The organism is Streptomyces sp. NPDC048197, from assembly GCF_043202395.1.
Lineage (GTDB): Bacteria > Actinomycetota > Actinomycetes > Streptomycetales > Streptomycetaceae > Streptomyces > Streptomyces siderophoricus.
The window spans coordinates 94,650-115,999 of the sequence record NZ_JBIDAJ010000001.1; the positions used below are offsets into that span (position 1 = coordinate 94,650).

The window sequence follows — 21,350 nt, forward strand, 5'->3', positions numbered from 1 at the left end:
GCCTTCGCCTTCTTCACGAGGTGCTCTCCCATGCCACACCCCGCACCGTCCTGGGCTTCCCTCAGCCAATCCGAGCGGCTGGCCGACGCTCCCGTCGTACGCCGCGCCGGCCGATGGTGGCTCGTATCGCCCTCCGGCACCATGCTCGCCACCGATCCCGCCTTCACGGGCGCACTGGACCGCTTCGCCACCGACATGGCCGCCGCCAATCGCGCCGTCGCTGATCTGCACAACGAACGCGACGCTTCCGACACTCCCGTACGTGAGGTTCGACGGTGACGCCGCTCGTCCAAGCCGAGCAGGCAGTCCTTGGAGCGGTCTTCCTGGCTCCCGGCCAGCTCGACCGCCTTTCGCCCTGGCTACGGCCAGAGCACTTCTCCCGTCCGGCACACACAGCGATCTACGCCGCGATGCTCAAGCTCCGGGCCGACGACCACCCCGCCTCAAAGGCCCAGGACGCTGGCCCCGTACCGATGTCGTGGATGACCGACACGGTCACCGAGGCCAGCAAGCACACCCGGGGCCTGACCGCCTCCTATGCGCACTCCCTGGTGGCGGCTTGTCCACGGCCGGAGCACGCGGTGGTCTACGGACGGATGGTGCTGGAGGGTGCCATCCACCGCAGTGTCGCCCAGCACGCCACACGACTGCACCAGGCCGCCCGCGCCGATGCCATCCGCGGCGGCGCTGAGGAGACGGTGCACCACGCCCAGGTTCTGTCCGACGTGCTGGCCGATCTCGCACGCCGCTGGGGCGGCGAGCCCCGGCCCGTAGCACCCCCGGCATCGGTACCGCCTCCTCCTGCTCATCCACAGGCGGTGGATGAACAGCTCCTGACCGATGAGGAGTTCCTCCTCGGATGCCTCAGCGCGCGTCCTCAGAGGCTCGACGAGGTCGTGGGCTGGCTCCACCCCGGCGATTTCGCCGATGCCGGCCATCAGCAGATCTACCGGTCCCTGGGCGCGCTCCACCACCGGGGCGAGCCCATCGACCAGCTGACCGTGCTCTGGGAGACCCAACGCCGCGGCGCCCTGGCCGACCGAACCCTCGATGCCGAACGCGTGCTGCGGATCTGCGACCCCTCGGCGTTCGCAGGGTCGGCGGAGTACGTCGGCGAGCAGGTCGTGCGAGCCTCCCTCGTACGGACGGCAGCCGCCTCGGCCCGCCAGGTGCGGGCGCTGGCCGACGACGAGTCGCTGGCACCGGGAAGGCTGATCGGCTACGCCCTCCACGCACTCGGTCCGCTGGAGGAAGTCCGCCGGCGCTGGCGCATCGCGGCTGGGGCCGAGCCCGAACCTCAGCGCCCTTCCGACCAGCCAGGCGGTTCGCCACCGGCGGCCCGTATCGAAGCGGCCCGTTCCCGCAGCCGTCCCCGTCGCCCCCCCATCCCCGCCACGGCGCCGACCGCACCTTCGCGGCCTGCTGTCCTCGACCGTCCTCACCGCCGGAGTCCGTCATGACCGATCACACTGGCCGCGCCGGTCTGGAGCGAGAAGGGCTGTACGCCGTTGCCCACGAGTTCGACAAGCTGCACTCCGAAATCAGCGTCCCCGGAACACCGAGCGAGCTTCCCGACCTCGCGTCCGCGTCCAAGCACCTTGCCAGCCTGACGGGGTTGATCAAGGACTTGTCCGACGAGGTCGTCTTCCGCGTGGCGGAGGATGACCCCGGACTCGATCTCGGGCCGGTCATCTACGCCTACACCTCGGCAGCGTCACTGGCGGGACAAGCGACGGAGAACTACACCGAGGCATACGTCCAGCTCGGTTTTCTGCGCCGCTACGCCGACGCCCCCGAAACGAAGGAACTGCGGGACGCCCGCCACGCCGCCTTCCTGATCGTCCAGGAACGGACGGAGATCGTACGCGACGACCTCACAGACGCCGCCCGCGGACTGAGGCGCTCAGCAGACCGGCTGGACGGCACCCCACCACGCATCCTGGCTGCGCTGAGCCGCTCAGCCCGTCCGACGAACTCGATCTACCGCCTCCCACCGCAGGCACCCGCACCGGGCCCGACACAGCTCGCCGACACCCCCGCGCCCCGCCATGCCCGCTGACCTGACGGTGTCGACGGCCTCGCCATTGATCGGGAGTCTGTGCTCCGGATACGGCGGCCTGGATCTGGGCGTCCAGGCCGCCCTGGGCGGCGGCACGCTGGCCTGGCACGCCGAGATCGATCCGGGGGCGTCCCGGATCCTGTCCCGCCACTGGCCGACCGTGCCCAACCTCGGCGACATCACGACCATCAACTGGGCCGACGTCCCGGGAGTGTGCGTCCTGACGGCCGGTTTCCCTTGTCAAAGACGTCTCGGTCGCCGGCCGCCGCGCCGGACTGGCTGAGGGCACCCGGTCCGGCCTGTGGCACCACATCGTCCGTGCCATCGACGCCCTCAACCCGTGCCTGGTGGTGATCGAGAATGTCCGAGGGCTCCTGTCCTCCCCCGCCGGTTCCCCTGGCGACGTGGAACCCTGCCCGTGGTGTCTGGGAGACGGCACAGGCCAGCCTGCTGTGCGCGCACTCGGTGCCGTACTTGGATCCCTGGCCGACCTCCGGTTCGATGCACGCTGGTGTGTGCTTCGCGCCTCCGACGTCGGAGCCCCCCATCACCGAGCACGGATCTTCCTCACCGCTTGGCCCTCCGGACGGACTGCCGCTGCTCAAAACGCCGACGAGCAACCTGGCGACCAACGGCGGCAGCCAGCATCCGGCGAAGCGGAAACAGGGCGGCCACGGCCCGAACCTGGCGGACGAGGTCGAGTGGCTCCTACCCACCTCAGCGGCCCGGTTCCCACACCCGTCCGGTGCGAAGGGCATGCGCACGGGACGGGGACGGAAGGGCCCCGTCGGCGAGGCGTCGCTGACGGAGGTGCTGTCGCTGTTCTCGGATCCGGCGGACGCGGAGTCCGGTCCGGGGTCTGGGGGCCGTACGGCGCCGCCATCGCCCGATGGGAGAAGATCACCCGCCCCGCACCTCGGCCGACCGATGACGCGGGCCGCCTGAGCCCGCTGTTCGTGGAGTGGATGCAGGGCCTTGACCACGGCTGGGTAACCGCCACGCCAGGGCTCGGGCGCCCTGCCCAACTGGCCGCCCTGGGAAACGGTGTTGTGCCGCAACAGGCCGCCCGCGCCGCGGAGATCCTCGCCCCACCACGGTCGCTCTGCCGCCACCGCACACTGCTCTGAACAGCGTCTTCTACACCAGATTTCCGGCATGGCCAAACCGTGCTTTCTCCGGAACCTCGACACCCCACACGTTCGCGCCAAGGGGTATCGATGTCTGAACCCGCTCACGACAGCGAGCCGGTACGCATACCGGACCACAACCTGGACGACCTCGTCGCCACCGTCACAGAGCTCGTCGCGGAGAGCCGTAAGCAGGGCGAGACGCTCGCCCGGCTCACCGATGAACAGCCTCCCCAGCAGGACGGCGAACACGACGAGCCCGGTCGCGCGGAAGGCGCCACGCCGGCCTCGGCCCCGGCGGGCAGCGATGCGGCTGCCACCGGGGCGGAGGGGCCGTCCTCCCTCTTCATTTTGGCGCTCGACGGCAAGGCGTATGCCGAGGAACTCGCCGCCCTGACCACCTGGGTGCACCACCTTCTCCTGCCGGTCTACGGGCGGGAGATCACCACCGGCCGCCCGTGGTGCCAGCAGTGGCACGAACACCCCGAGGCCGTCGCCCGGCTGCACGCCCTGTGGCTGGCCTGGCAGCAGCTCACCGACGTCAACGCCGGCCTGGCCGGGCCCTCCACCTGGCACCGCGACCACCTCGACCCGGCCCTGCTGCAACTCCGCACACCAGACGGGCCGTTCGGGGCGTGCACCACCAGCCCAGCCCGGCCCAACCACCGGCTGCTGGCTTCGCCCGAGCCCGCCGGAGTCTGACATGGCCGACTTCCACGCCCCGGCACCGGACTACCGGCTCGACGGCTACAAGGCCACCACCGAACAGACCGAGGACGACTTCTTCGCGGTGACACTCTCGGACGACATGCTCGTGCCTCTTGCCGAGCACCACAGTGCCGATGGCCGCGACACCTACCTGCTGCTGTACGACCGGGCCGCGATCTGGGACGTCCCCGGTACGGCGGAGTACGTCACGCTGCACCTCGCCCGGGACACCGCCGAGCGCACGTTCGACTTCGCACACGCGCGCCACCCGGTCATTCCCCTGGCGCAGAACTGGCTTATCCGCCAGGGCTGTCCGGCCGATGCGGCGGAGCTGTCCAAGAACCACGGGCCACGGCCAGCCGACGTACTCACGGCCCGGCTTGAGGACATGCTGCGGACCAACCCGGACGATCGGTACGCGTTGCTCGACCATTCCACCGACAACCCGTGCTCGGTCGACTTGGGCATCGAGGTCAGCACCCTCGTCCACGACAGTCACCCCGACTCCGTGCAGGCGCCGTACCGGCTCTTCCTTGAGGAGACCACCAAGGACTTCCGCTCCTACACGGTGCGGGAGGGCGCCTTCCTCACCGCCGAAGCCGCGGACACCTGGGGCCGGGAGCGCTCCACTCCCCTCCCCCTGGCTCCGGCGCCCAACGGCATGGTCGGCCTGCGGGCCGAGGCTGCCCGTACCCGCTCAACGGTCAAGGCCGGCGGCCACGCCGTGCCGCCGAATGCCGTCGCACCGCCCCGACCGGCGACTGCGCCCGCTCGTGTGCGTCGGAGCGCGCCGTGAGCCGGGCCCGGTACGCCTTCGCGGCTCACCCCGAGGCCCTCGCCGACCTGCGGTCCGCCCCGGAAGACATCCGCGACCTGGCCCTGCTGGAGTTGCAGCACCTCGTCCACGGCAACGAGCGCGGAGCCGCCCTGCATCGCGAACTGGCAGGCTGCCACAAGGTCTACGTCGATCCGGAGACCCGATGGCGGCTGGTCATCCAGTACCGGGACGCCCCGGCCTCCTCCCAGCACAAGAGGGAGATCTACCTCCTGGCCGTCGGCGAGCGTCAGGATCAGGCCGCCTACCGCACCGCGGCACGCCGGCTGGAGCGCGAACGGGAGGCATCCGGGGCCGAGCAGCCGCTCGGACGTCGCGCTCAGGCCGCCAGGGCCCGCTCCCCACAGTCGGCCACGGCTCCCCAGGCACGGTCCGCGGCGCTGCGCACCACGGCAACCTCACCCCGATCCGCTCGCCTGGATTCCCCCGCGCCCGCTGGACGCTCTGCGCGCTCCCGCTGACAACCCCGACCGACTTCCGGAGAACTGGACATGCCCGAACAACGCATATCGGCGCACGACGCCGCGCTCGTCAGCAAGGCAATCGACCGCCTCGCTCCCCGCTGGACGACCTGGACGCTCCAGACCGTCGCGCAGCACGGTCAGATGCGCTTCACGAAGATCACCGCGGCGCTGCCGTGGCTCAGCACCCAGAACACGCAGCAGATCCTGCGGCGAATGCACGCCACCGGCCTGCTGGACCGACCGGGCCACGGTGTCTACGAAGTCTCCCCCTGGGGCCGGAACGCGGACAGCGTGCACCGCACGCTCGCTTCCTGGCACCGCACTCACGCTGGTGGAGGCGACCCGGCGGTTGCCGAGGCGGAGCGCACGGAGGACGCCCTGCGCCGGCTGCGCGGCGAGGGGGCTGTCGAGGTCCTCCACGCCCTCTCGGAACACGGCCCCCTTCCGCACGGCGAACTGCGACAGGCGTCAGGACTCGCCACCGGCACCTTTCATTACCGCCTCCAGCAGCTCCAGGAGGATCAGCTCCTGACCCGCACCGGCCCCTCGTTCCGTGCCGCGTACGGCCTGACTCCGGCCGCTCAGGCACTCGGGCCGATCTACGCGGAGCTTGCCGCCTTCGAGTCGATGGCTCCCTCCGCCGCTGTGCAGCGCAACCCCGCCGAGCTGGCAGCGGCCCGCACGACGAGGGCCAACGCGGCCGTACAGCGAACCCCTTCCGCCTTCCCGGGGTTGTTCTCCCACGCCCCGGCACCCCAGCCACCTGTCCCGGCACACGTCACGGCGCTCTCCCACCCCTCACGGACCAGGTGATCCGCATGCCCACCGTCAGACCCCGTCGCCACGACGGTGCCCGCGCACGTTCCCGTGCGAGCCGCGCGGGCACCCGTGCACCGCCCTCGGAGCTGTTCTCATGCCCACGACCGATCCCCACGCCCTCGACCCGGACGTCGACGTCCTGATCGCCCCCGTCTACCTCGCCGGCCCTGGCCCCGACCATGCCGTCTTCAACACCCTTGATTCCGCGGCAGGCTGGACCAAAGTCGTGGCCTTCGGCGAGGACACGTACTACACCAGCCCGTGCCAGCGCGTGCGCATGGCTAATGTCATGGACAGCCACTATGGCGGCTGGACGATCTCGTATGCCGAGGACCCGCTCGGGGTACCGGACTGGATCACCACTTTCGACCGCGACACTCCGCGAGAGATCGTGGCGGCGTTCACGGACACGCTCGTTGCCGGGCTGCCGAATAACTTCGCCGACTACCTCAGCGGCGGCGAACACCACACCGGGCTCACGCCCGCCACCGTGTTCTCCCAGCACGAGTGGGAGGCCGTCCGCGGCACGCGGCCGTTCCGCACGGTGTCGCCCGATGGCCACGCCGCCTTCCGGATACGCGGCGGCTGGCTCCACGAGTACGACGAACTACTCGACCCGGCGAAGTCGACATGGCGGATGTCCGCCGGCCCCAATCCCATCACCACACCGAGCTGGCAGGCGTACTTCAGCCGGGGCACCCCTGAGCACCTCATGACCGCCGCGGCCAACGCCCTGACCGACCCAAGGCCCGTCGTCCGCGCGGAATTTCTCATTCCCGACCGCCACCGCTCCCTGGTCAAGACCCAGCCTCTGCGCCCCAATCAGGCGACTTCGCTCAGCACGGCTGCGCTGGCCCGCAGTTCGCCCACCAACGCGGTGCACCACCTCCAGCGGCCACCAGTCGCATCCGCTCCCCTCCCGCCCGTCGTCGCCGGCTCGCGCCGTCAGCGCTAACCCCCACACCGCACCCGGAGGTCCGATCCCCATGCCCACCAATGCCCCTGACGGGGACTTCTACGTCTCCCCGGTCTACCTCGCCGGCAGCACCTTCACCGGTGATCCCGCCCTCCAGCCGCTCCTCGACCAGGGGTTCCACCTCCACCACGACGAGCTGGCGAACGTCTACGTCACCTCGCCCGAACAGCACATCCGGCTCGGCTACCTCCCCGAAGGCGAAGACACCACCCTGTGGAAGATCGCGGTGCACTCCGACCCCTTCGGCCCGCCCCGCTGGCTGGCCACCTTCGACAACAGCACACCCACCGAACTCGTCACCGCCTTCGCCACCGCCCTCGCCCACGACTACGCGCAGAACCACGACACCTACCTCTACGGCAGCACCGGCAGGGACCAAGGCTTCCAGCCGCTCGTCGACGCCGGCTGGCGCACCGACAAAGGGCCTCACCTCAGCGTCTCCGTCGCACCCGACGGCCTGGCGGAAATGAACCACGTCCGAGGAGCGCTGGATCATCAAGCGGAGCTGTCCGGCTACCAGTACCGCTGGAGCGCCAGTGGCGGACGCGACGGCTACCGCTCCAGCTGGCACGCGACGTTCACGAGCCACACCCCGTCACACCTGGTCGCCGCCACCGCCACCGCCCTAGCCGACCCCACCCCGGTTCCCCGGTATGAGGCCGAGGTCACCAAGCGCAACCTCGCTGCGGCCCGCGTGACGCCGGTGCCTCGACTAGTACCGACTCCGCTCGACGTCCGCCGGGCAACGGCAGCTCGTGCCCGCTCCGCCGGTGATCGCGCCCTCGTCCATCCTCCGGCGAAGGTGATGGCGATGGCCGCCAGCAGGCCGAGCGCTGCACTGCGGACTCATGCCGCCCGCCGCCGATAACGAACGCTCCGGAGGGCCCGACGACGTTGGAAGCACCCGAACAAAAAAGAGAGACCAGCCATACCCGCACCCGCGAGGGCACAGGATTTGAATGCTCAACTCGTCGGAAGAGCCTGGAAGATGGCTGGTCTCGCGAGCCAGTTAAGCACACCTTTCGCGGTGGCGGTCAACCCCCAAAACTTCGAAGCAATAACTTCTCCGACGCGCTCGTCGTCGGCAGCGAGGTCATCTGCGAACTGTCCGAACTCCACCCGTCCTGGACGCCGTTGATCGAGGCAGACGCCCTGCGGCTCGTCGCCAACACTGCCGGCCTCCGCACACCCTCACTGTTCTCCCCGGCAATGCCGCTCGTGATCACGGCGATCGACGCTCGAAGTGCAGCAGGCCCTCGTCGAACGAGCCGCCGAACGCTTCGCGAACCACGACGAGCACGTCCCCAACCACCCGCCATCCCTCACCACAGACTTCGGGAGCCATTCATGCCTGACACATCCGACCTCACCAGCGCCGATGCCATGATCAGCACTGCCTGGGGACATCCCGTAGACGAGCTGTACAACTACCTCCGCGAAGGCAGCATCCACGACCCAGCACTCGTCGCAGTGCTGCGGGTGCGCACGGCGCTCGTCATCGACGACAGCGACGTCACCGTGCACCGGGAACGGATACACAGCCTCACCCGCAACGGCCACGTCCCGCTCCACCACGACCTCCAGCAGCTCAGCTCCTCATCGGCCGAACTGCGGCAAGCCCACGCAGCGAACCAGGCCCGCCTCCACGCCATCCGCTCCATCATCGACGCCTACCCCGAAGGGCACCTTGCCCAAGGACTCACACGGTCCCTGGACCGCTCCGCGGCCGTGCGCGCCGAGGCAGCACGCACACGGTCGTCCACGCCGACACCAGTGCCACCCGCCGACACTCAAAGCACCAGCCACACGGCGAACGCCGGAACGCACAACGAGGTGCGCTCGCCCCGCCGTTAGACGGCACCGGCCGCACCATGCCGGCCCGTGCCCTGCTCGCCCGTGGCTTCGGCGCCGACCAGCTGCGCCAGCTCGTGAACGGTCAGCTCGATCCGTCTGCCGTCGGCCATGCGGGCCCGGCCCAGGGTCGCAGCCTCGGCATCATCGACCGCCTCGGCGTACGTACGGCTCTCTTCGCTCTCCAACCCAACCTCCCACAGCGATCGGTCGCCCCGGAACAGCCCCGCGGGCGACCGATTCATTCCCCCTTGCGCGGACATCGGCGGCCGGTCCCTGGCCAGTTCGCCGACGGCAGACGCACACCGCCGGACAGGACTGGAGACCCCCTCCCTGACCATGCCAACGTACGGGTGCCGCGGAAAACCGCAGGTCAACGAAGGGATTGCTGCTCGTGACGCTCACCGCCACCACCCCGCTCCACGCTCCCGCCGCGCTTCCGTTCGCCGCCCTCGGCGAGCGTGAGTCGCTACTCGGCTGCCACTGCGCAGGCCCCGTCACCGACCTCCTCAAGAACCAGGGGTGGGACGTCGTCTCCGACCCGAACTGCAACGTCCACTGCTCCAGCCCCGACCAACGCGTGTACGTGGGATTCCTCCCCGAGAGCCCTGGAGCGGCGCGTGGCGAGCTGTGGCACATCCACGTCATGGGGACGAACGGCACAACCGCCTGGCGTCAGAGCTTCGGGGCGGACACCCCGGCACAGGCTGTCGCCGGATTCCTCGCCGCTCTCTTCTCCTCCCCCAGCCACTACTGCACCTGCATCTGACCAGGAGGTCCCGCGTGGCCCGCCACTCGATCACCGTGACCGCGTATCACGCCGACGGCACCGTCTGCCCCTCCGAGCATCGGCACACCACCGGCGGCAGCCCCCTCACCGAGGGATGTACCGGACGGGAGCGGTTCCTCGCGACCTGCAGCTGCAAGCAGTGGACCAGCGGCCCCTCGTCCACCAAGACCTACGCCGCCGAGCAGGGCAGACGCCACCGCTCCGACCAGCTCCCGGCGAAATTCGCACCGCCCTCGAAGGGCCCTGCCGCATTGCGCAAGCTCCTGCGCTTCGACGCAGAGGACTGAACGACCCGCTGCACTCTTCGCCTGTTGCCCCCTCCCCGCTCACTCTTCCTCCCGGAGGCCGTCTTGTCGCACCAGATCACCGTCCGCCAACTGATCCACCAGCTCCAGACCGTCGACCCTGACCTGCCTGCCTACTTCGCCATCAACCCCGACTGGCCCTACGCCCACTACATCGGTCGCATCGTCGAGGTCTCCGGCCCCAACGGCGCTGTGTACCTCGCCGAAAACGGCCAGGAGGGCGTACTGCCTCCCGCGGTCCGCGCCGAGCTCGGCTGGGCGGCCGTATGAACTACCGCGCTCCTGCGCGTGTCTCGGCGCATGCGATCAGCCCGGCCTCGCACCTGGACCTCAGCGATCTTGTTCGCCGCCCCATGTCCGCGTCGGCGCGCGGTGCTCTCTTGCGCTCCGTCCCCCCACGCCCCACCGAGCCGATCCGCGTCATGTGGGACACCGCCCAGGGACCTGAGCCGCTCCGGCCCGGCGCGATCCTGCTGAGCTGGAAGCCCGGCCGCGACGGCGGCATGGACGTGACCGCCTGTCTCGGGCTGACCGCGACCACCGTCCTCCTCGCCACATGGCCCAGCCTCAACGGTGACTGGACGCCCATCGTCCACCCCACGCTGTACGAGGTCACTGGCCTTCACGCTGCACTGACCGTGGCCACCGACGCCCTCCACCTCGCCAACCACCTGGCCGCTTCCTGACGCCATCCATCCCGACCGCTGAGGGCTGCCCCACGCCGGGGCAGCCCTCAGCGGGCTTATGAGGTCTCTCTGGAGCATCCGCCCTGACTACTCCGACTGTTCCTTTTCGGCCAGTTCCTCGGGCGTGCCGACGAAGGCGCGACCGCAGCCTGCGGGGAGTCCTTCGACCACCATCGCGATGGCAGCCTCCGCGGTCGGTGCGGGGCCGACACTCTGGGACCGTGAGGGCCCGCCGACGAAGAAGCCGCCGCCCAGCATCGGGGCGATAAACGGGACGTCCCACGTCCAACGCGGCTCTGTGCACCGGCTGAAGTGCAACTCGGCCATGCCGACCCAGGGGAACAGCTGCCGTAGTCGGGGCTCGGCGTAGGCGGCGCGTAGCAACTGGCTGTCCACGCGTTGGGTGGTAAGCAGCTTCTGCCATGCGGCTTCGATGATGTCTTCCTCTGGCGCGCCCTCCGTCATGCCCCGCATTCTGCTCGACGTCGAAAGATTTCGGCCAGCTCGCGGTGATAACTCTTGGCCCCGCCCCGGGCACACCTCGTCTTGAGAGGGGGAGCGTTTTGTGTCGTCCCGTGTGGGCCGGACAGGCAGCCGACTACGAGACGGCAAGGCGGGTGCAGTGCCGCTTTCCCCGCGGCCGGGCCACACGCGGGCGCGGTCGAGAGCCTCACTCCGGACGGGGTCCAGACAGATAGGTGCCGGCCAGTGTGCCGTCGTACCCCGCGTCCTGGGCTGCGGCCTCCAGGCTCGGGTAGTCCTGGCCGATGCCTTCGCCGATCATCGCCAGGTAGTCCGCGCGGGTCAGTTCGCGCTCGACCCACTGGTGTGCGCAGCGGCAGCGGATGCTGATCTCGTTGCGGTCGCAGATGACCATCCAGTCGCGGCGGGCGCCGCACTGGGGGCACATGACGGTGATTCCGGTGATACGGATTTCCTCGGGGTGCGTGGTGGCGCGCAGACCGATGTTCCCGCCATCAGGTTGCGTCTCCTGCTGGAGCCGCAACAGCGGGTCATCGCCGGATGCCGTCTGGGGCAGCAGGGTTCTCGGGTCCTGAAGGTTCTCGCTGAGCATCCGCATCGTCTCCATGTCTCTCTTCAACCAGCCATAACCGGCATGGCGGCCGGTGTCCAGCCCTTTGCTGTGCTGGTCAACGCCTTGCCCCTCGGGCACGGGGAGCGCTGGGATTCGTTCGGGCCGTGGTGCCGGGTGTCGTGTGTTTCGGTGCCGGGGGTTGCTGCTGGGACGCTCGCGAGCTCGTCCGCGTGCGGGGCGAGTCGGTGGCGGAGGGCAGTTTCCCCAGGCGCCGCAGGCGCCAGACGAGGACGTCGGTGACGCTGTCGGCGGTGTCCAGTTCGCGCCATGCGATGGCCTGCTGGAGTAGGACGTCGGGGTCGTGTCCCGCTCGCTCGGCCTGGTCCAAGGTGGCGGCCAGGGCGTCCCAGCCGGGTTCGCGCAAGACGTGGTCCGCGTGCTGGGGCAGGGCGACTTCAAGGGCCTCGACGTGCCGCTGGCGAACGGGTTCGGGGAGGCGGCGGCCGTGCTCGCGCATGGCCTTCATGGGCGTGGCGGCAGCGGTCCGGTAGGCGGCGCGCAGGTGCTGGGCGGCCTGTTGGGCTGCGGCGGCCTGTTGGGCGTGGCCGCGGGCGGAGTGCCAGCGGGCGGCGGCGATGGTGACGAGGACCATCGTGGACAGGAGCATCGCGGTGGCGCCGCCGTCCTCGCCCTTACCGAGGGCGTTGCCCGCGCGGACGATACCCCGGGCCGCGGTGCGGATGGCGCGGTTGTCGGCGCGTTCAGCGCGGATGTGGGAACGGGTGGCGCGTTCGAAGGCGCGGGCGGCCTCGCCGAGTTCCTTGCGGGTCGAAGCCGGGGAGGTCTGGGCGACCGCGTCGAGCAGCTCGCCGACGCCAACCAGTTGTGCGGCGGCGTCAGCATCGTCGTCTCCGCTCAGTGCCGAAGCCGCCCGCTCGGCGGCAGGGGCTGCCTCATGCCGGGCGCGAGCCGGACGTGGGGCTCGTTCGCCGGAGCGGTCGATAGCGAATGCGTCACTGTCGGCCAGTTCGGAGTCGAGGCGCTGGCGGATCTTGGGGAGGGAGAGGTCGGGGGCGAGCTTTGAGCCGGGGAACCAGATGGGTTCGCCGTGGCGGTTGCGGTCGCCGGGGAGGGCGACCTTGTATCCGAGGGTGTCGCCGGAGGGTGCGAGGCGCTTTTCGACGCGGAGGCCGGCCTCGGCGAGGCGGCGGAAGAACTCCTCCTCGCTCGCGGCTCCGGCCAGGGCCTGACGGACGCGCTCGCGCAGCGTCTCGCGGGATGTCTCGGTGCGTCCGGCACGTTCGGCCTTCGAGCGTTCGGCGCTCGTGGGGCGCTGGGCGGCGGTGCGGTCTCCTTCATTGAGAATCTGCAGGCCCCATTCCTTCTCGATCTTGCGGCACTCGGCCTGGGCGCGGATGCCGTCCTCGTGACGACGGGGGCTGCGCCCGTCCTCGCGCTTGAGGGTGGCGACGATGTGAATGTGGTCATCAGCGTGGCGTACGGCGATCCAGCGGCATGCCTTGTCGTCACCGTGTTCGGCGATGCCGGTGGCGTGCACGATGCGGCGGGCGACCTCGGCCCATTCGGCGTCGGTGAGGTGGCGGTCGCCGGGGGCCGTGCGGACGGGGCAGTGCCACACGTGCCGGGCCGGTCGTCGGTGCTTGGGCAGGGCGAGGACGGGCAGGTCGAGCCGGTCGGTGAGCTGCTTGAGCGTGGCCGCCGGGTCGCGTCCCGGGTCGGGGGCGAGTTCCGGCATCCAGGCGGCGACCAGGTGCGGGTCGGTGTGCTCATCGCGCCGACCGGGGCCGTAGAGGTAGTTGAGCAGTCCGTAGGTGCGGCTGCCGGTGGAGATGTCGGGCACCATCGTCAGCGCCGCGCGATCTCGATGGCAGCGTCTTCAACGCGCACGGCGGCCCGCAGGACCCGGGCCACTGCGTCGTCCACGTGATCGACGTGGCCGCCGGAGTTGAGGATGCGGGCGATCTGGTTGAGGTTGTTGCCGACGCGGGCGAGCTGTGCGCTGGCGGCCATGAGTTCTTCCACCCGGCCACGCTGATCCAACAGCCATGCCTTGGAACCGCCTTGGGCCTGGGCGACCGCGACCGCGGCGTCGGCGAGGAACCCGGCAGTCTTCAGACCGGCGGCTTCGGCGGCGCGGGTGACGGTATCGAGTTCGTCTCGGGTCAGGCGGACACTGCGGACTTGATCGCGGTGCACGCTCTGGCGCAGACGAGGACGCGTTCGTGGCGCAGCGGGTGCGTTCGGTTCCCCCTCTGGCTGCGGTCCGCCCTCGGCCGCAGCCCCAGAGTCCGGTGCCCCCTGGTGCCGGGCCTCCCCCCTCCCTCCCAGGGCGGGGGCAAGCCCTTGCGAAACTCCTCCGCTGCCCGTGGCTGCGGAGGAGTTTCGGAAGGTACAGCTTGCTGCGCATCGTGCCGGGCAGTGGTCCTGCTGCAGTTCAGGGGTGGTGCTGGACGGTTCGGAGGGCTTCATCGCGGCGTCTCCGCTGTGTGGCCGCGAACGTCGCGGAGGATCTCGGCCACGTAGTCGAGCGCGAGGACCGGGTGGTGAAGGGTTCGGGGGGTGCATTCCGGGGTCTGCTGGACGGTCCAGCTGCCGTCGGGGCCGGGTTCGGCGCGGTGGAGGTGGCCGTGGTCGCGAAGCACGGTGATCCAGGCGTCAGCCTCGGCGTGAGTGGCCGGTGTGGTGCGCATCGTGGTGCCTCCGTGGTGTGGAGAAGTCGATGGGGTGGCGCGTGGAGCCGGTGACCTGGCCATGCGGATCGGCCAGGTCACCGGCCGTGCGTCTGCGTTCGGTCAGCCCGTCTTGGTGACCGGCTGCGTGTGGCTCTCGGCGCGAAGGCGGCGCATCAGGACGGTCAGCCGGTCGTTGCCGAGCGGGAGGTTCTGTCCGCGGATGGCGTCGGCGACGACCTGGCGGGTGGCCTTGCCCGCCTCGGTGACCGCCTGGCGGGCGATCGGCAGGAGTTCTTCGGTCACCGGGTCGGTGTCCGGAGTCTGGTTGTCCCCGTTCTCCTCAGCGGTGACCGGGTCAGTCTCCGGCTGTACGGCGGACGGTGCGACCGGGTCGAGGCGGGTGACCGGGGAGGGTCTGCTGGCCGGGTGTCCGCCCAGGTCAGCGGTTCGACCCTCGTGCTCCGGCTCCGGCTCCGGCTCCGGCTCGGCCAGACCGTCCTGTTGTCCGGACGGGTCCTGCGAGGCACCCGTCTCCTGGGTGTCCTGACCAACCGTGACCGCTGGGCGGTTGGTCTCCGGGGCGGGCAGCTCGACCGGGTGCCCGGAGCCGACCGGCGACGGCCGGGGCTCGTCCTGACCGACGGGAATGTCCGGGCGGTCGGCGGTGACCCGGTCGGCTCGGACACGGCTGGTGTCCGGCTGTCCGGTGGGCTCGGTGACCCGCCGGGCGATGAGGATGTACAGGTGGACCGCTCCGGCCAGGGCGAGCGGCGCGAGGGTGGACAGGATGCCCACGGTGACGTCGCCCAGCCGCAACCCCACGCCTTGCGCCTGCTGCTGGTTCAGGCGTACCGCGTGGAGCGCATTCGCCCAGATGCTGGCGGCCGTCGCGGTGCCGAACAGCAGCCAGACGTAGCAGCGGGCGGCGAGCGGTGCGCTGCGCAGGACCAACAGGGCGCGCACTCCGTAGGCGATGAAGCCGTCGATGACCAGGGGGAAGACGTAGGTGAGGAATCCGCGGATGTGGATGGCGATGGCCATCTGCTGCAGGGCGTCGTAGGACAGGGCGCATCCGGCGCCGCCGAGGGCGACGATGGCGGCCCGGTCCCAGCCGGTGATCCGCGCGGGTATCGGCGCGATGTGGCTCACGCGGCCGTCCCGAGGTCGCCGCGGGACGTCTTGGCCCTGGGCTCCTTGAGCACCGTGGGCCGGCTCTCGGGCGTCATCGACTTCTTCTTGCCCTCGTTCGCCTTCTTCTCTTGTTCGACCGCGCGGTCTCGGATCTGGCGGCGGGTCTCGCGGTACCGCCTCTGTGCGTGCTCCTTCGTGATCTTGAGCATCCGGGCGAGCTGCTCTGCTGAAGTACCAGCCTGGTAGGCGGCGAGGACGACAGCGTCGCGCTCAGCCTGCGTGAGATGGACATCCTGGCCGGCCAGAACGGCATTGACGCGGGCGTAGTTGAGGCGCCGCTGGAATTTGCGGTGCAGCTCGGCTCGTTCCTCTTCGGTCATGCCGCCCCGGATGCCGATGATGTCGCCGTTTTCGAGGGCGGCGTCCAGGCAGGTGTTGCGGACGGGGCACTGGGCGCACAGGGCTTTGGCGGCGCGGATGCGGTCCATCTCGTCCGGCTCGGGGAAGAAGTCGTCCGGATCGACCTGGTGGGGGCCCGTGGCACGGCAGGCGGCGTCGTCATGCCAGGTCAGGTCGCCGAGGGTGCGCAGCATGTCGTTCTCGGTGTGGTGCATGGGGATCTCCGTTGCCCCCAGGGCGCGTTCGGGCAGGCAGACGCGGCTTGGGGATGGGTGCGTGGGGAGTCGACCGGTAACGGCGGTCGCGAGCAGGTCGTTAGCGGCTGAGGTGGCGAGCGGCCGATACCGCGGTGGACGCGGCTCGTGCGGCGGGTTCGCTACGTGTCTGCGGGACAGCGGTGGCAGCGGGGCTGCGGCGCTGGGCTGCGATGGCTCTTCTGCGGTCGGGGCCGTCGAGGATGACCTTGTCGGTCATCTCGGTCAGGCGGGAGGCGACGCGGTCGCCGATGTGGGCGCGCAGGTCGGCCATGCCGAGGTTGGTGGTCACCAGGGTCGGGAGCATCTCGTTGTAGCGGCGGTTGATCAGCCGCATCGTGATCTCCTCGGTCCACTCGCTGCTCTTGGCGGCACCGAGGTCGTCGATGATCAATAGCGGGCAGCGGGAGAGGTCCATCAGCTCCCGCTCGCCGTCGTGGCCGGGGCGGGGCCGCAGCTCCGCGTACAGGTCGGCGGCCGTGATCGCCTTCCAGCGCAGCCGCACACCGGCCAGCAGCAGGGACCGGACCGCGCCGTACGCCTGGTGCGTCTTGCCGGTGCCGGTGGTGCCGACGATCAGCAGCGAGCGCCCCTGAGCGATACCCGGAGCCCCCTTCGGCCCGGGGCGTCCTGCCTGGGCGACCTCGCGGACCCACGCGGCGACTGCCGGGTGGTCGGCGACGGCCTCCTGGTAACGGGCCGGGATGCGGGCCTGTGCCGCCTGCAGAGCGGGGACCGGCTCGGCAGGATCGGTGAGTTGGGCGGTCGGGTCGATGCCTCGGGAGGTGAGGATGTGGGCCAGGCGGCGGGCGATGCCTCCGACGGGCTGGGCATCGTGGTCGCGCATCACAGCTCCTCGGCGTAGGCGGCGGCAGGGTCAGCGGGATTGGCCCAGGCCCGGTGACCGGGCAGGTTAGACCGCGATTCCGGCCGCACCAAACCGGCCGCCGAGGCGTTCATGGCCTCGTTGACCATGCTGGTCAGCACGCTGGGGTGCTTGGGGTTGGCGGCGAAGCGCTGCAGTCCGGCCCGGATGTGCTCCGGGGCGATGCCCTCGTCCAGAAGTTTCCTGGTGATGCGCCCGAGATGGCCGATCACGCCGCCCGGCGGGCGTTGGACGCATGCGGCGACGTACTCGCCAACGAGGTCCTGGGCCGACGGGCTGGGTGCGGGCGCTGTGCGCCCCGAAGGATTAGTAGATCCAGGATCCAAGATCCTAGATCCAGGCGCCGAACCTTCGGGGAGGGTTCGGGGAGCCTTCGGGGAGTCCTTCCCGACAGGCTTGTGACCTGCGGTTTTCTTCGCGGTTCGCTTGGGCGCCTCGATGGCGCCGTCGAGCGTCGCCTGCTCACCGCCCGTGCTCGCGGATTGGTCGGCGGAAGGCGTCACGGGCGTCTTCGTCGGCCGATCGAGGGTGCGGGGAGCCTTCGCCGAGGTTTCGGGGAGTCCTCGGGGAGTGTTCGCCCGGCTTTCGGTGAACACGGTGCAGGTGCCCTTGCAGGTTCCGCAGCGCTCTGTGGCGTGGTGGTCCGGGCAGGCCGAGATACGGGTCTGCGACGGCTTGTCGATCTTCTGGTGCTCGAACCAGGTGACGATGTGCAGGTACCGGCGGCCGTTGCAGCCGGTGTACCGGCAGATCAGCCCCGCATCGGCCAGCTGCTGCAGGTCGTCCTCCACGTGCACCGCGGTGTGCTCGGCACGCAGCGGCCAGAGCAGGCCAGCGATGACGGCCGGGTGGTCGCGGAAGCGCCCGTGATCGTCGGCCAGGGTGAAGAGACCGGCGAACGTCCGCTCGGCGTGAACGCTCACCTCGGCGAGCGACTCGCTGGTGAAGAATTCGGGCTTGATGGTGCGGATCCTGGCCATGATCAGCGGCCCCCGCCCGCGGCACGGAGGGTACTGGCGGCAAGGTCGAGGTCGTACGTCTCTTCCCAGGGCACGTCGGGGTGGGCGCGGATCACCCAGCGGGCAACCGTCACACGCTGGGCACGGTTGAGAGCTATGAGCTGCCCTTGGGCGTCGTACGCGCGGGCGTAGGGGCTGGGCCAGTTCTGGCCAGGCTGCTGCTGTGAGACGCGGATGGTGCGGGCTCCGGGCACCATGTCCGCAAGAAGCGCGGCCAGGCGGTGCCGGCGAGCGTCGGCGGTGGGTTCATCGACCTCGGCCTGCGGGGCAGCGAGGGCCCTTCCGCTTCGGGACTTGGGCATGCGAGAATTCCTCACTCGTAGGCGAGGTGAGACGGCCGTTCTCGTCGAAAAGGTCAGCCGACTCGCCCCGGTTATGTATCCGCCCCCTTCGGGGTGGCGGTGTCGGCGCCCGGAAGCTGCTAACTTCTGGGCGCCTTCTTCATTTCCCTCGGCGCTCTGGGATTTGACGCCCACTCACCCATCTTCCTCCTTCCCTTTCGCTGGGTTGCGTTCCGGCCGCCCCCTCCGAGGGACCAGCAACATATGCAGTTTCCGCGCCAAGATCCAGACGTATCCGTAGGCCCCTCAACGACGCCCAACCAGAGGTCGCGCTCCCCCTCCGCCGATCGCTCCGGCAGATGGACTGACGGGCCACGAACAAATTCGAGGGGTCCATCACAGCGCGCAGAGTTTCCACCCAACACCCGTACGTAATTCGATCTTCTTGTGGCGCTGGTCGCAGCACCTTCACGCCGAGAGCCAACGCAGGCGAAAAGGGCGATTTGCGCCGACTGTCCACAGTCGAGCGAGGCCCGTCAGACGAACGAAGGGTGGCAAAGTATTTACCGGGACGCCGAGAGCGACCCGAGCGGAGGCCGGCCTTCACGGCAGGGCGATTCCGCGTCGAGCACCGACGCTCGAACCGATCAATCTCTTCACTCAAGTACAAGATCATCACCTCCGTACCCTTCACGTCAGTGGAAGATGCTGATGGGGACCTTATACCGGCACCGCCCTCCACTCAACTGACGTGAAGGCGTCGACTTGTGTACCCTCCACTCGTGTACACTGACAGATCGACTCTTGACGAAAGGAGGGGAAGTGGTGAGCGAGGAGACAGGCCGCTCTTTGGCGGAGAAGATCAACTATTTGTTCGCGACGATCAAGGATGACGACGGCAGGGAATACAGCAACGAATACGCGGCGAACGCCATCAGCCAGACGGGGATCAACATCTCCATGAGCTACATCTGGCAGCTACGGAAGGGAAAGAAGGACAACCCGACCGTGCGCCACCTGCAGGGTCTGGCGAGCTTCTTCGGCGTGCCGATCTCGTACTTCTTCGACGACGCCGTAGCTAGGCAAGTCCATGGCCGACTGGTTCAAATGGAATCCGAGCGGGCGAGCGTCAACGAGGCACTCGAAGACCGCGATGTGAAGTTGATGGCAATGCGCGCCGGCGAACTGTCGGAAGCGCGAAGAAAGCAGGTAATGGACCTGCTTGACGTTGTCTACAAGTTGGAGCAGGCAGAGCACCGCGAATGACGCGCCGTCAACGGCGTGATTCCGCGGCGAGGGGGTGCTGTTGCCGCGACACTGATCGTGTGCGGGAGAATGACCGTGAAAGAGCGAGAGCTTCGCAGACGTTGTAAACGTGAACTGCGAGCCCTTGATATCCAGCCCCCCTTGCAAGTAGACGTGCTCTGCCAGCAACTAGGGGAACGGCGTGGCCGCCCCATCCGGTTGGTGTCGCACCCGATGCCGGTGCCGGGGCCGTTCGGTGCGTGGATCGCCGCCCCGTCCACGGACTACATCCTGTACCAACAGGAAACCACTGCGAGTCACCAGCGGCACATCATCCTCCACGAAGTGGGCCACATCCTGGCGGATCACCAGAGCGACGGAATCGAAGATGTCGCGCTCTGGAAAGGGGCGGTCCCGGACCTCTCGTCAGGATCGGTCAAGCGGCTTCTGCGGCGGACGTCATACGACGAAGAGCATGAACGCGAGGCCGAGTTGGTTGCCACCATCATTCTGGAGTGGGCTTCGGTCTTGGATCGGGTCGCGCCGCGTCGGGCATCCTCCCCCTCCCTGCGTCGCGTACAGGCCGCCCTCGGTGACCGGCAGGGGTGGCTGTGACCGGTCTGCTTTTGACGGCTTTCATCCTCGACCTGGCCGTGGTGTGGAAGCTCATTCAGCTCGCTCGGGATCCCCGCGATCTACCTCTCCGCGCTGTGACGCTGTGTCTCATCTGCACCCGTGCTTCGTTTGGCCTCGGCTTGGATTCCGCGGCCCGTCTCGTGGACAACCTCATGGGCCCAGGATCTGCGCGGTTGGTGCAGAACGCCCTGCTGCTCGGCGCGGTTTACTGCCTGATGTGCGTCTACCTGTTCTCCGCGGAGGAGCGGAAGCGTGCCATCCGACGGGCCCGCTGGGAAGCCCTGCCATTGGCATCGGCTGTCATCGTCCTCGCACTGACGACCATCGCCACGCCCGTCAGCGTCAGGGGCAAAGACTTCGCCACCGCTGACGTGACGACAACGCCGGTGGCCTTGTTCTTCATGGCCGCGCTGCTCTACCTCATCTACGCACTCGCTGCGGCGCTGTGGTGGACCTGGCGGCATGCGCGGATGTCCCTTCGCCCGCTGTCCACGGGGCTGTGGCTCACGGTGGGAGCCCTGGCTGGCATGGTGGTGGCCAACATCGGCCGCCTCGCTATCGACGTCACACGATGGCGTGGTGCGAACGTCCCGGCGTGGCTGCACCACAGCACGCAGGGCCTCCTAGCCCTCGCGGTCCCGGTTTTCATCATCGGCGTCATGTATTCGGGCGCCGCGATGCGGTTGGCGAGAGTTCGGGTCTGGCTGTGTCACCGCAAGGCGTACCGGCGCCTCCGCCCGCTGTGGGAAGCATTGCACGAGGCGTTTCCGCAGGACGCCCTCAGTCGCGTGCCCACCAGCGGATGGCGGGAGTTCCTGTCCCTGCGCGGCACTCACTACCGCTACTACCGACGGGTGATCGAATGCCGGGACGGCCTGGTGAGAATCAGCCCGTACCTGGCACAGCAAGGAGTGAACCACGGCACGCCGCATGCGTCTTTGGCCGGCCACCTGCGACACGCGCTGCGCGCCCAAGCCAACGGCGAAGCCGTGTCGGAGCAAGCTGTTGCCGTGGCCCATCCGGGCGACGACAGCCTCGATGCCGACGTACGGCAGCTGATCTCCCTGTCGGATGCGCTCAAGCCGGCACAAGCGCCATAGCCGACACGAGGACATGCAGCCGGACCCGACCGACCAGCGACCCCACGACG

At 69.3% G+C, this 21,350-nt stretch carries 30 protein-coding genes; 19 read left to right on the forward strand and 11 right to left on the reverse strand.

Annotated features, from left to right (window positions below):
• Window positions 1-30 precede the first annotated feature (30 nt).
• The 12 genes from ACGF4C_RS00455 to ACGF4C_RS00510 all read left to right on the forward strand — a co-directional run bounded on the left by ACGF4C_RS00455 (window position 31) and on the right by ACGF4C_RS00510 (window position 8,842).
• Window positions 31-279, forward strand: coding sequence for a hypothetical protein (locus ACGF4C_RS00455; RefSeq protein WP_393562080.1), 249 nt, complete (start codon window positions 31-33; stop codon window positions 277-279).
• Window positions 276-1,460, forward strand: a complete 1,185-nt coding sequence (locus ACGF4C_RS00460; protein WP_393562082.1) for a DnaB-like helicase N-terminal domain-containing protein — start codon at window positions 276-278, stop codon at window positions 1,458-1,460. Before ACGF4C_RS00455 ends, ACGF4C_RS00460 begins: the two co-directional genes overlap by 4 nt.
• Window positions 1,457-2,059 carry a hypothetical protein gene (locus tag ACGF4C_RS00465; protein ID WP_393562084.1) on the forward strand — a complete coding sequence of 201 codons (603 nt, stop codon included), beginning with the start codon at window positions 1,457-1,459 and terminating at the stop codon, window positions 2,057-2,059. Before ACGF4C_RS00460 ends, ACGF4C_RS00465 begins: the two co-directional genes overlap by 4 nt.
• Window positions 2,049-2,342 (forward strand): DNA cytosine methyltransferase, encoded by a 294-nt coding sequence (locus ACGF4C_RS00470; protein WP_393562086.1) that lies wholly within the window; start codon window positions 2,049-2,051, stop codon window positions 2,340-2,342. The genes ACGF4C_RS00465 and ACGF4C_RS00470 overlap by 11 nt, the downstream gene beginning before the upstream one ends.
• A 16-nt stretch (window positions 2,343-2,358) precedes the next feature.
• Window positions 2,359-3,186 carry a DNA cytosine methyltransferase gene (locus ACGF4C_RS00475; protein WP_393562804.1) on the forward strand — a complete coding sequence of 276 codons (828 nt, stop codon included), beginning with the start codon at window positions 2,359-2,361 and terminating at the stop codon, window positions 3,184-3,186.
• Window positions 3,187-3,276: 90 nt separating this feature from the next.
• Entirely contained in the window at window positions 3,277-3,888 is a 612-nt protein-coding gene (locus tag ACGF4C_RS00480) for a DUF4913 domain-containing protein (RefSeq protein WP_393562088.1), read from the forward strand.
• A 1-nt stretch (window position 3,889) separates the two neighbouring features.
• Window positions 3,890-4,690, forward strand: coding sequence for a hypothetical protein (locus ACGF4C_RS00485; protein ID WP_393562090.1), 801 nt, complete (start codon window positions 3,890-3,892; stop codon window positions 4,688-4,690).
• Window positions 4,687-5,190: a hypothetical protein gene (locus ACGF4C_RS00490; protein ID WP_393562092.1), complete on the forward strand. Its 504-nt coding sequence runs from the start codon at window positions 4,687-4,689 to the stop codon at window positions 5,188-5,190. The genes ACGF4C_RS00485 and ACGF4C_RS00490 overlap by 4 nt, the downstream gene beginning before the upstream one ends.
• Window positions 5,191-5,220: 30 nt before the next feature.
• On the forward strand, window positions 5,221-6,006 hold the full coding sequence (locus tag ACGF4C_RS00495; RefSeq protein WP_393562093.1) for a winged helix-turn-helix transcriptional regulator: 786 nt from the start codon (window positions 5,221-5,223) through the stop codon (window positions 6,004-6,006).
• Between the two features lie 100 nt (window positions 6,007-6,106).
• Window positions 6,107-6,967 (forward strand): DUF317 domain-containing protein, encoded by an 861-nt coding sequence (locus tag ACGF4C_RS00500; RefSeq protein ID WP_393562094.1) that lies wholly within the window; start codon window positions 6,107-6,109, stop codon window positions 6,965-6,967.
• Between the two features lie 31 nt (window positions 6,968-6,998).
• Window positions 6,999-7,856: a DUF317 domain-containing protein gene (locus ACGF4C_RS00505; protein ID WP_393562096.1), complete on the forward strand. Its 858-nt coding sequence runs from the start codon at window positions 6,999-7,001 to the stop codon at window positions 7,854-7,856.
• Window positions 7,857-8,335: 479 nt separating this feature from the next.
• The gene (locus ACGF4C_RS00510) at window positions 8,336-8,842 is read left to right on the forward strand and encodes a hypothetical protein (RefSeq protein WP_393562097.1); all 507 of its coding nucleotides are present in this window, start codon (window positions 8,336-8,338) and stop codon (window positions 8,840-8,842) included.
• On the opposite strand, the gene ACGF4C_RS00515 is transcribed toward ACGF4C_RS00510, so the two are convergent.
• Window positions 8,839-9,027, reverse strand: a complete 189-nt coding sequence (locus ACGF4C_RS00515) for a hypothetical protein (RefSeq protein ID WP_393562099.1) — start codon at window positions 9,025-9,027, stop codon at window positions 8,839-8,841. The genes ACGF4C_RS00510 and ACGF4C_RS00515 overlap by 4 nt on opposite strands.
• 206 nt (window positions 9,028-9,233) lie before the next feature.
• On the opposite strand from ACGF4C_RS00515, the gene ACGF4C_RS00520 reads away from it, so the two are divergent.
• The 4 genes from ACGF4C_RS00520 to ACGF4C_RS00535 all read left to right on the forward strand — a co-directional run bounded on the left by ACGF4C_RS00520 (window position 9,234) and on the right by ACGF4C_RS00535 (window position 10,620).
• Window positions 9,234-9,608 carry a DUF317 domain-containing protein gene (locus ACGF4C_RS00520; protein WP_393562100.1) on the forward strand — a complete coding sequence of 125 codons (375 nt, stop codon included), beginning with the start codon at window positions 9,234-9,236 and terminating at the stop codon, window positions 9,606-9,608.
• A 14-nt stretch (window positions 9,609-9,622) separates the two neighbouring features.
• Entirely contained in the window at window positions 9,623-9,916 is a 294-nt protein-coding gene (locus tag ACGF4C_RS00525) for a hypothetical protein (protein WP_393562102.1), read from the forward strand.
• Window positions 9,917-9,979: 63 nt separating this feature from the next.
• Window positions 9,980-10,204, forward strand: a complete 225-nt coding sequence (locus tag ACGF4C_RS00530) for a hypothetical protein (protein WP_393562103.1) — start codon at window positions 9,980-9,982, stop codon at window positions 10,202-10,204.
• 110 nt (window positions 10,205-10,314) lie between these two features.
• Window positions 10,315-10,620 carry an esterase gene (locus ACGF4C_RS00535; RefSeq protein ID WP_393562104.1) on the forward strand — a complete coding sequence of 102 codons (306 nt, stop codon included), beginning with the start codon at window positions 10,315-10,317 and terminating at the stop codon, window positions 10,618-10,620.
• Window positions 10,621-10,707: 87 nt separating this feature from the next.
• On the opposite strand, the gene ACGF4C_RS00540 is transcribed toward ACGF4C_RS00535, so the two are convergent.
• The 10 genes from ACGF4C_RS00540 to ACGF4C_RS00585 all read right to left on the reverse strand — a co-directional run bounded on the left by ACGF4C_RS00540 (window position 10,708) and on the right by ACGF4C_RS00585 (window position 18,340).
• On the reverse strand, window positions 10,708-11,085 hold the full coding sequence (locus ACGF4C_RS00540) for a DUF6193 family natural product biosynthesis protein (RefSeq protein WP_393562105.1): 378 nt from the start codon (window positions 11,083-11,085) through the stop codon (window positions 10,708-10,710).
• A 205-nt stretch (window positions 11,086-11,290) separates the two neighbouring features.
• Complete coding sequence (locus tag ACGF4C_RS00545) at window positions 11,291-11,710, reverse strand: hypothetical protein (RefSeq protein WP_393562106.1); 420 nt, start codon at window positions 11,708-11,710, stop codon at window positions 11,291-11,293.
• A 61-nt stretch (window positions 11,711-11,771) separates the two neighbouring features.
• A complete protein-coding gene (locus ACGF4C_RS00550) occupies window positions 11,772-13,520 on the reverse strand; it encodes a relaxase/mobilization nuclease domain-containing protein (RefSeq protein ID WP_393562107.1) in 1,749 nt (582 codons plus the stop codon).
• A 2-nt stretch (window positions 13,521-13,522) separates the two neighbouring features.
• Window positions 13,523-13,873, reverse strand: coding sequence for a plasmid mobilization protein (locus tag ACGF4C_RS00555; protein ID WP_393562109.1), 351 nt, complete (start codon window positions 13,871-13,873; stop codon window positions 13,523-13,525).
• Window positions 13,874-14,142: 269 nt separating this feature from the next.
• Window positions 14,143-14,367, reverse strand: a complete 225-nt coding sequence (locus ACGF4C_RS00560; RefSeq protein WP_393562110.1) for a hypothetical protein — start codon at window positions 14,365-14,367, stop codon at window positions 14,143-14,145.
• A 102-nt stretch (window positions 14,368-14,469) separates the two neighbouring features.
• The gene (locus tag ACGF4C_RS00565) at window positions 14,470-15,498 is read right to left on the reverse strand and encodes a DUF2637 domain-containing protein (RefSeq protein WP_393562112.1); all 1,029 of its coding nucleotides are present in this window, start codon (window positions 15,496-15,498) and stop codon (window positions 14,470-14,472) included.
• Complete coding sequence (locus ACGF4C_RS00570) at window positions 15,495-16,094, reverse strand: WhiB family transcriptional regulator (RefSeq protein WP_393562113.1); 600 nt, start codon at window positions 16,092-16,094, stop codon at window positions 15,495-15,497. Before ACGF4C_RS00570 ends, ACGF4C_RS00565 begins: the two co-directional genes overlap by 4 nt.
• A 100-nt stretch (window positions 16,095-16,194) precedes the next feature.
• On the reverse strand, window positions 16,195-16,980 hold the full coding sequence (locus ACGF4C_RS00575; protein WP_393562114.1) for an ATP-binding protein: 786 nt from the start codon (window positions 16,978-16,980) through the stop codon (window positions 16,195-16,197).
• On the reverse strand, window positions 16,980-17,999 hold the full coding sequence (locus ACGF4C_RS00580; protein WP_393562115.1) for a hypothetical protein: 1,020 nt from the start codon (window positions 17,997-17,999) through the stop codon (window positions 16,980-16,982). The genes ACGF4C_RS00575 and ACGF4C_RS00580 overlap by 1 nt, the downstream gene beginning before the upstream one ends.
• A 2-nt stretch (window positions 18,000-18,001) precedes the next feature.
• Entirely contained in the window at window positions 18,002-18,340 is a 339-nt protein-coding gene (locus tag ACGF4C_RS00585; protein ID WP_393562117.1) for a hypothetical protein, read from the reverse strand.
• A gap of 804 nt (window positions 18,341-19,144) precedes the next feature.
• Between ACGF4C_RS00585 and ACGF4C_RS00590 the strand changes: the two genes are divergently transcribed.
• The 3 genes from ACGF4C_RS00590 to ACGF4C_RS00600 all read left to right on the forward strand — a co-directional run bounded on the left by ACGF4C_RS00590 (window position 19,145) and on the right by ACGF4C_RS00600 (window position 21,300).
• Entirely contained in the window at window positions 19,145-19,585 is a 441-nt protein-coding gene (locus ACGF4C_RS00590; protein WP_393562118.1) for an XRE family transcriptional regulator, read from the forward strand.
• Between the two features lie 201 nt (window positions 19,586-19,786).
• The gene (locus tag ACGF4C_RS00595) at window positions 19,787-20,179 is read left to right on the forward strand and encodes a hypothetical protein (protein WP_393562120.1); all 393 of its coding nucleotides are present in this window, start codon (window positions 19,787-19,789) and stop codon (window positions 20,177-20,179) included.
• Window positions 20,176-21,300, forward strand: coding sequence for an MAB_1171c family putative transporter (locus ACGF4C_RS00600; protein WP_393562122.1), 1,125 nt, complete (start codon window positions 20,176-20,178; stop codon window positions 21,298-21,300). The genes ACGF4C_RS00595 and ACGF4C_RS00600 overlap by 4 nt, the downstream gene beginning before the upstream one ends.
• Window positions 21,301-21,350: the final 50 nt, after the last annotated feature.

What these genes read in the sequence shown, in the direction of transcription:
- ACGF4C_RS00455 (WP_393562080.1), top strand. Translation starts at nt 31, where the DNA reads ATGCCACACCCCGCACCGTCCTGGGCTTCCCTCAGCCAATCCGAGCGG.
- ACGF4C_RS00465 (WP_393562084.1), top strand. Translation starts at nt 1,457, where the DNA reads ATGACCGATCACACTGGCCGCGCCGGTCTGGAGCGAGAAGGGCTGTAC.
- ACGF4C_RS00470 (WP_393562086.1), top strand. Translation starts at nt 2,049, where the DNA reads ATGCCCGCTGACCTGACGGTGTCGACGGCCTCGCCATTGATCGGGAGT.
- ACGF4C_RS00480 (WP_393562088.1), top strand. Translation starts at nt 3,277, where the DNA reads ATGTCTGAACCCGCTCACGACAGCGAGCCGGTACGCATACCGGACCAC.
- ACGF4C_RS00485 (WP_393562090.1), top strand. Translation starts at nt 3,890, where the DNA reads ATGGCCGACTTCCACGCCCCGGCACCGGACTACCGGCTCGACGGCTAC.
- ACGF4C_RS00495 (WP_393562093.1), top strand. Translation starts at nt 5,221, where the DNA reads ATGCCCGAACAACGCATATCGGCGCACGACGCCGCGCTCGTCAGCAAG.
- ACGF4C_RS00500 (WP_393562094.1), top strand. Translation starts at nt 6,107, where the DNA reads ATGCCCACGACCGATCCCCACGCCCTCGACCCGGACGTCGACGTCCTG.
- ACGF4C_RS00505 (WP_393562096.1), top strand. Translation starts at nt 6,999, where the DNA reads ATGCCCACCAATGCCCCTGACGGGGACTTCTACGTCTCCCCGGTCTAC.
- ACGF4C_RS00510 (WP_393562097.1), top strand. Translation starts at nt 8,336, where the DNA reads ATGCCTGACACATCCGACCTCACCAGCGCCGATGCCATGATCAGCACT.
- ACGF4C_RS00540 (WP_393562105.1), bottom strand. Translation starts at nt 11,085, where the DNA reads ATGACGGAGGGCGCGCCAGAGGAAGACATCATCGAAGCCGCATGGCAG.
- ACGF4C_RS00545 (WP_393562106.1), bottom strand. Translation starts at nt 11,710, where the DNA reads ATGGAGACGATGCGGATGCTCAGCGAGAACCTTCAGGACCCGAGAACC.
- ACGF4C_RS00550 (WP_393562107.1), bottom strand. Translation starts at nt 13,520, where the DNA reads ATGGTGCCCGACATCTCCACCGGCAGCCGCACCTACGGACTGCTCAAC.
- ACGF4C_RS00560 (WP_393562110.1), bottom strand. Translation starts at nt 14,367, where the DNA reads ATGCGCACCACACCGGCCACTCACGCCGAGGCTGACGCCTGGATCACC.
- ACGF4C_RS00570 (WP_393562113.1), bottom strand. Translation starts at nt 16,094, where the DNA reads ATGCACCACACCGAGAACGACATGCTGCGCACCCTCGGCGACCTGACC.
- ACGF4C_RS00575 (WP_393562114.1), bottom strand. Translation starts at nt 16,980, where the DNA reads ATGCGCGACCACGATGCCCAGCCCGTCGGAGGCATCGCCCGCCGCCTG.
- ACGF4C_RS00580 (WP_393562115.1), bottom strand. Translation starts at nt 17,999, where the DNA reads ATGGCCAGGATCCGCACCATCAAGCCCGAATTCTTCACCAGCGAGTCG.
- ACGF4C_RS00585 (WP_393562117.1), bottom strand. Translation starts at nt 18,340, where the DNA reads ATGCCCAAGTCCCGAAGCGGAAGGGCCCTCGCTGCCCCGCAGGCCGAG.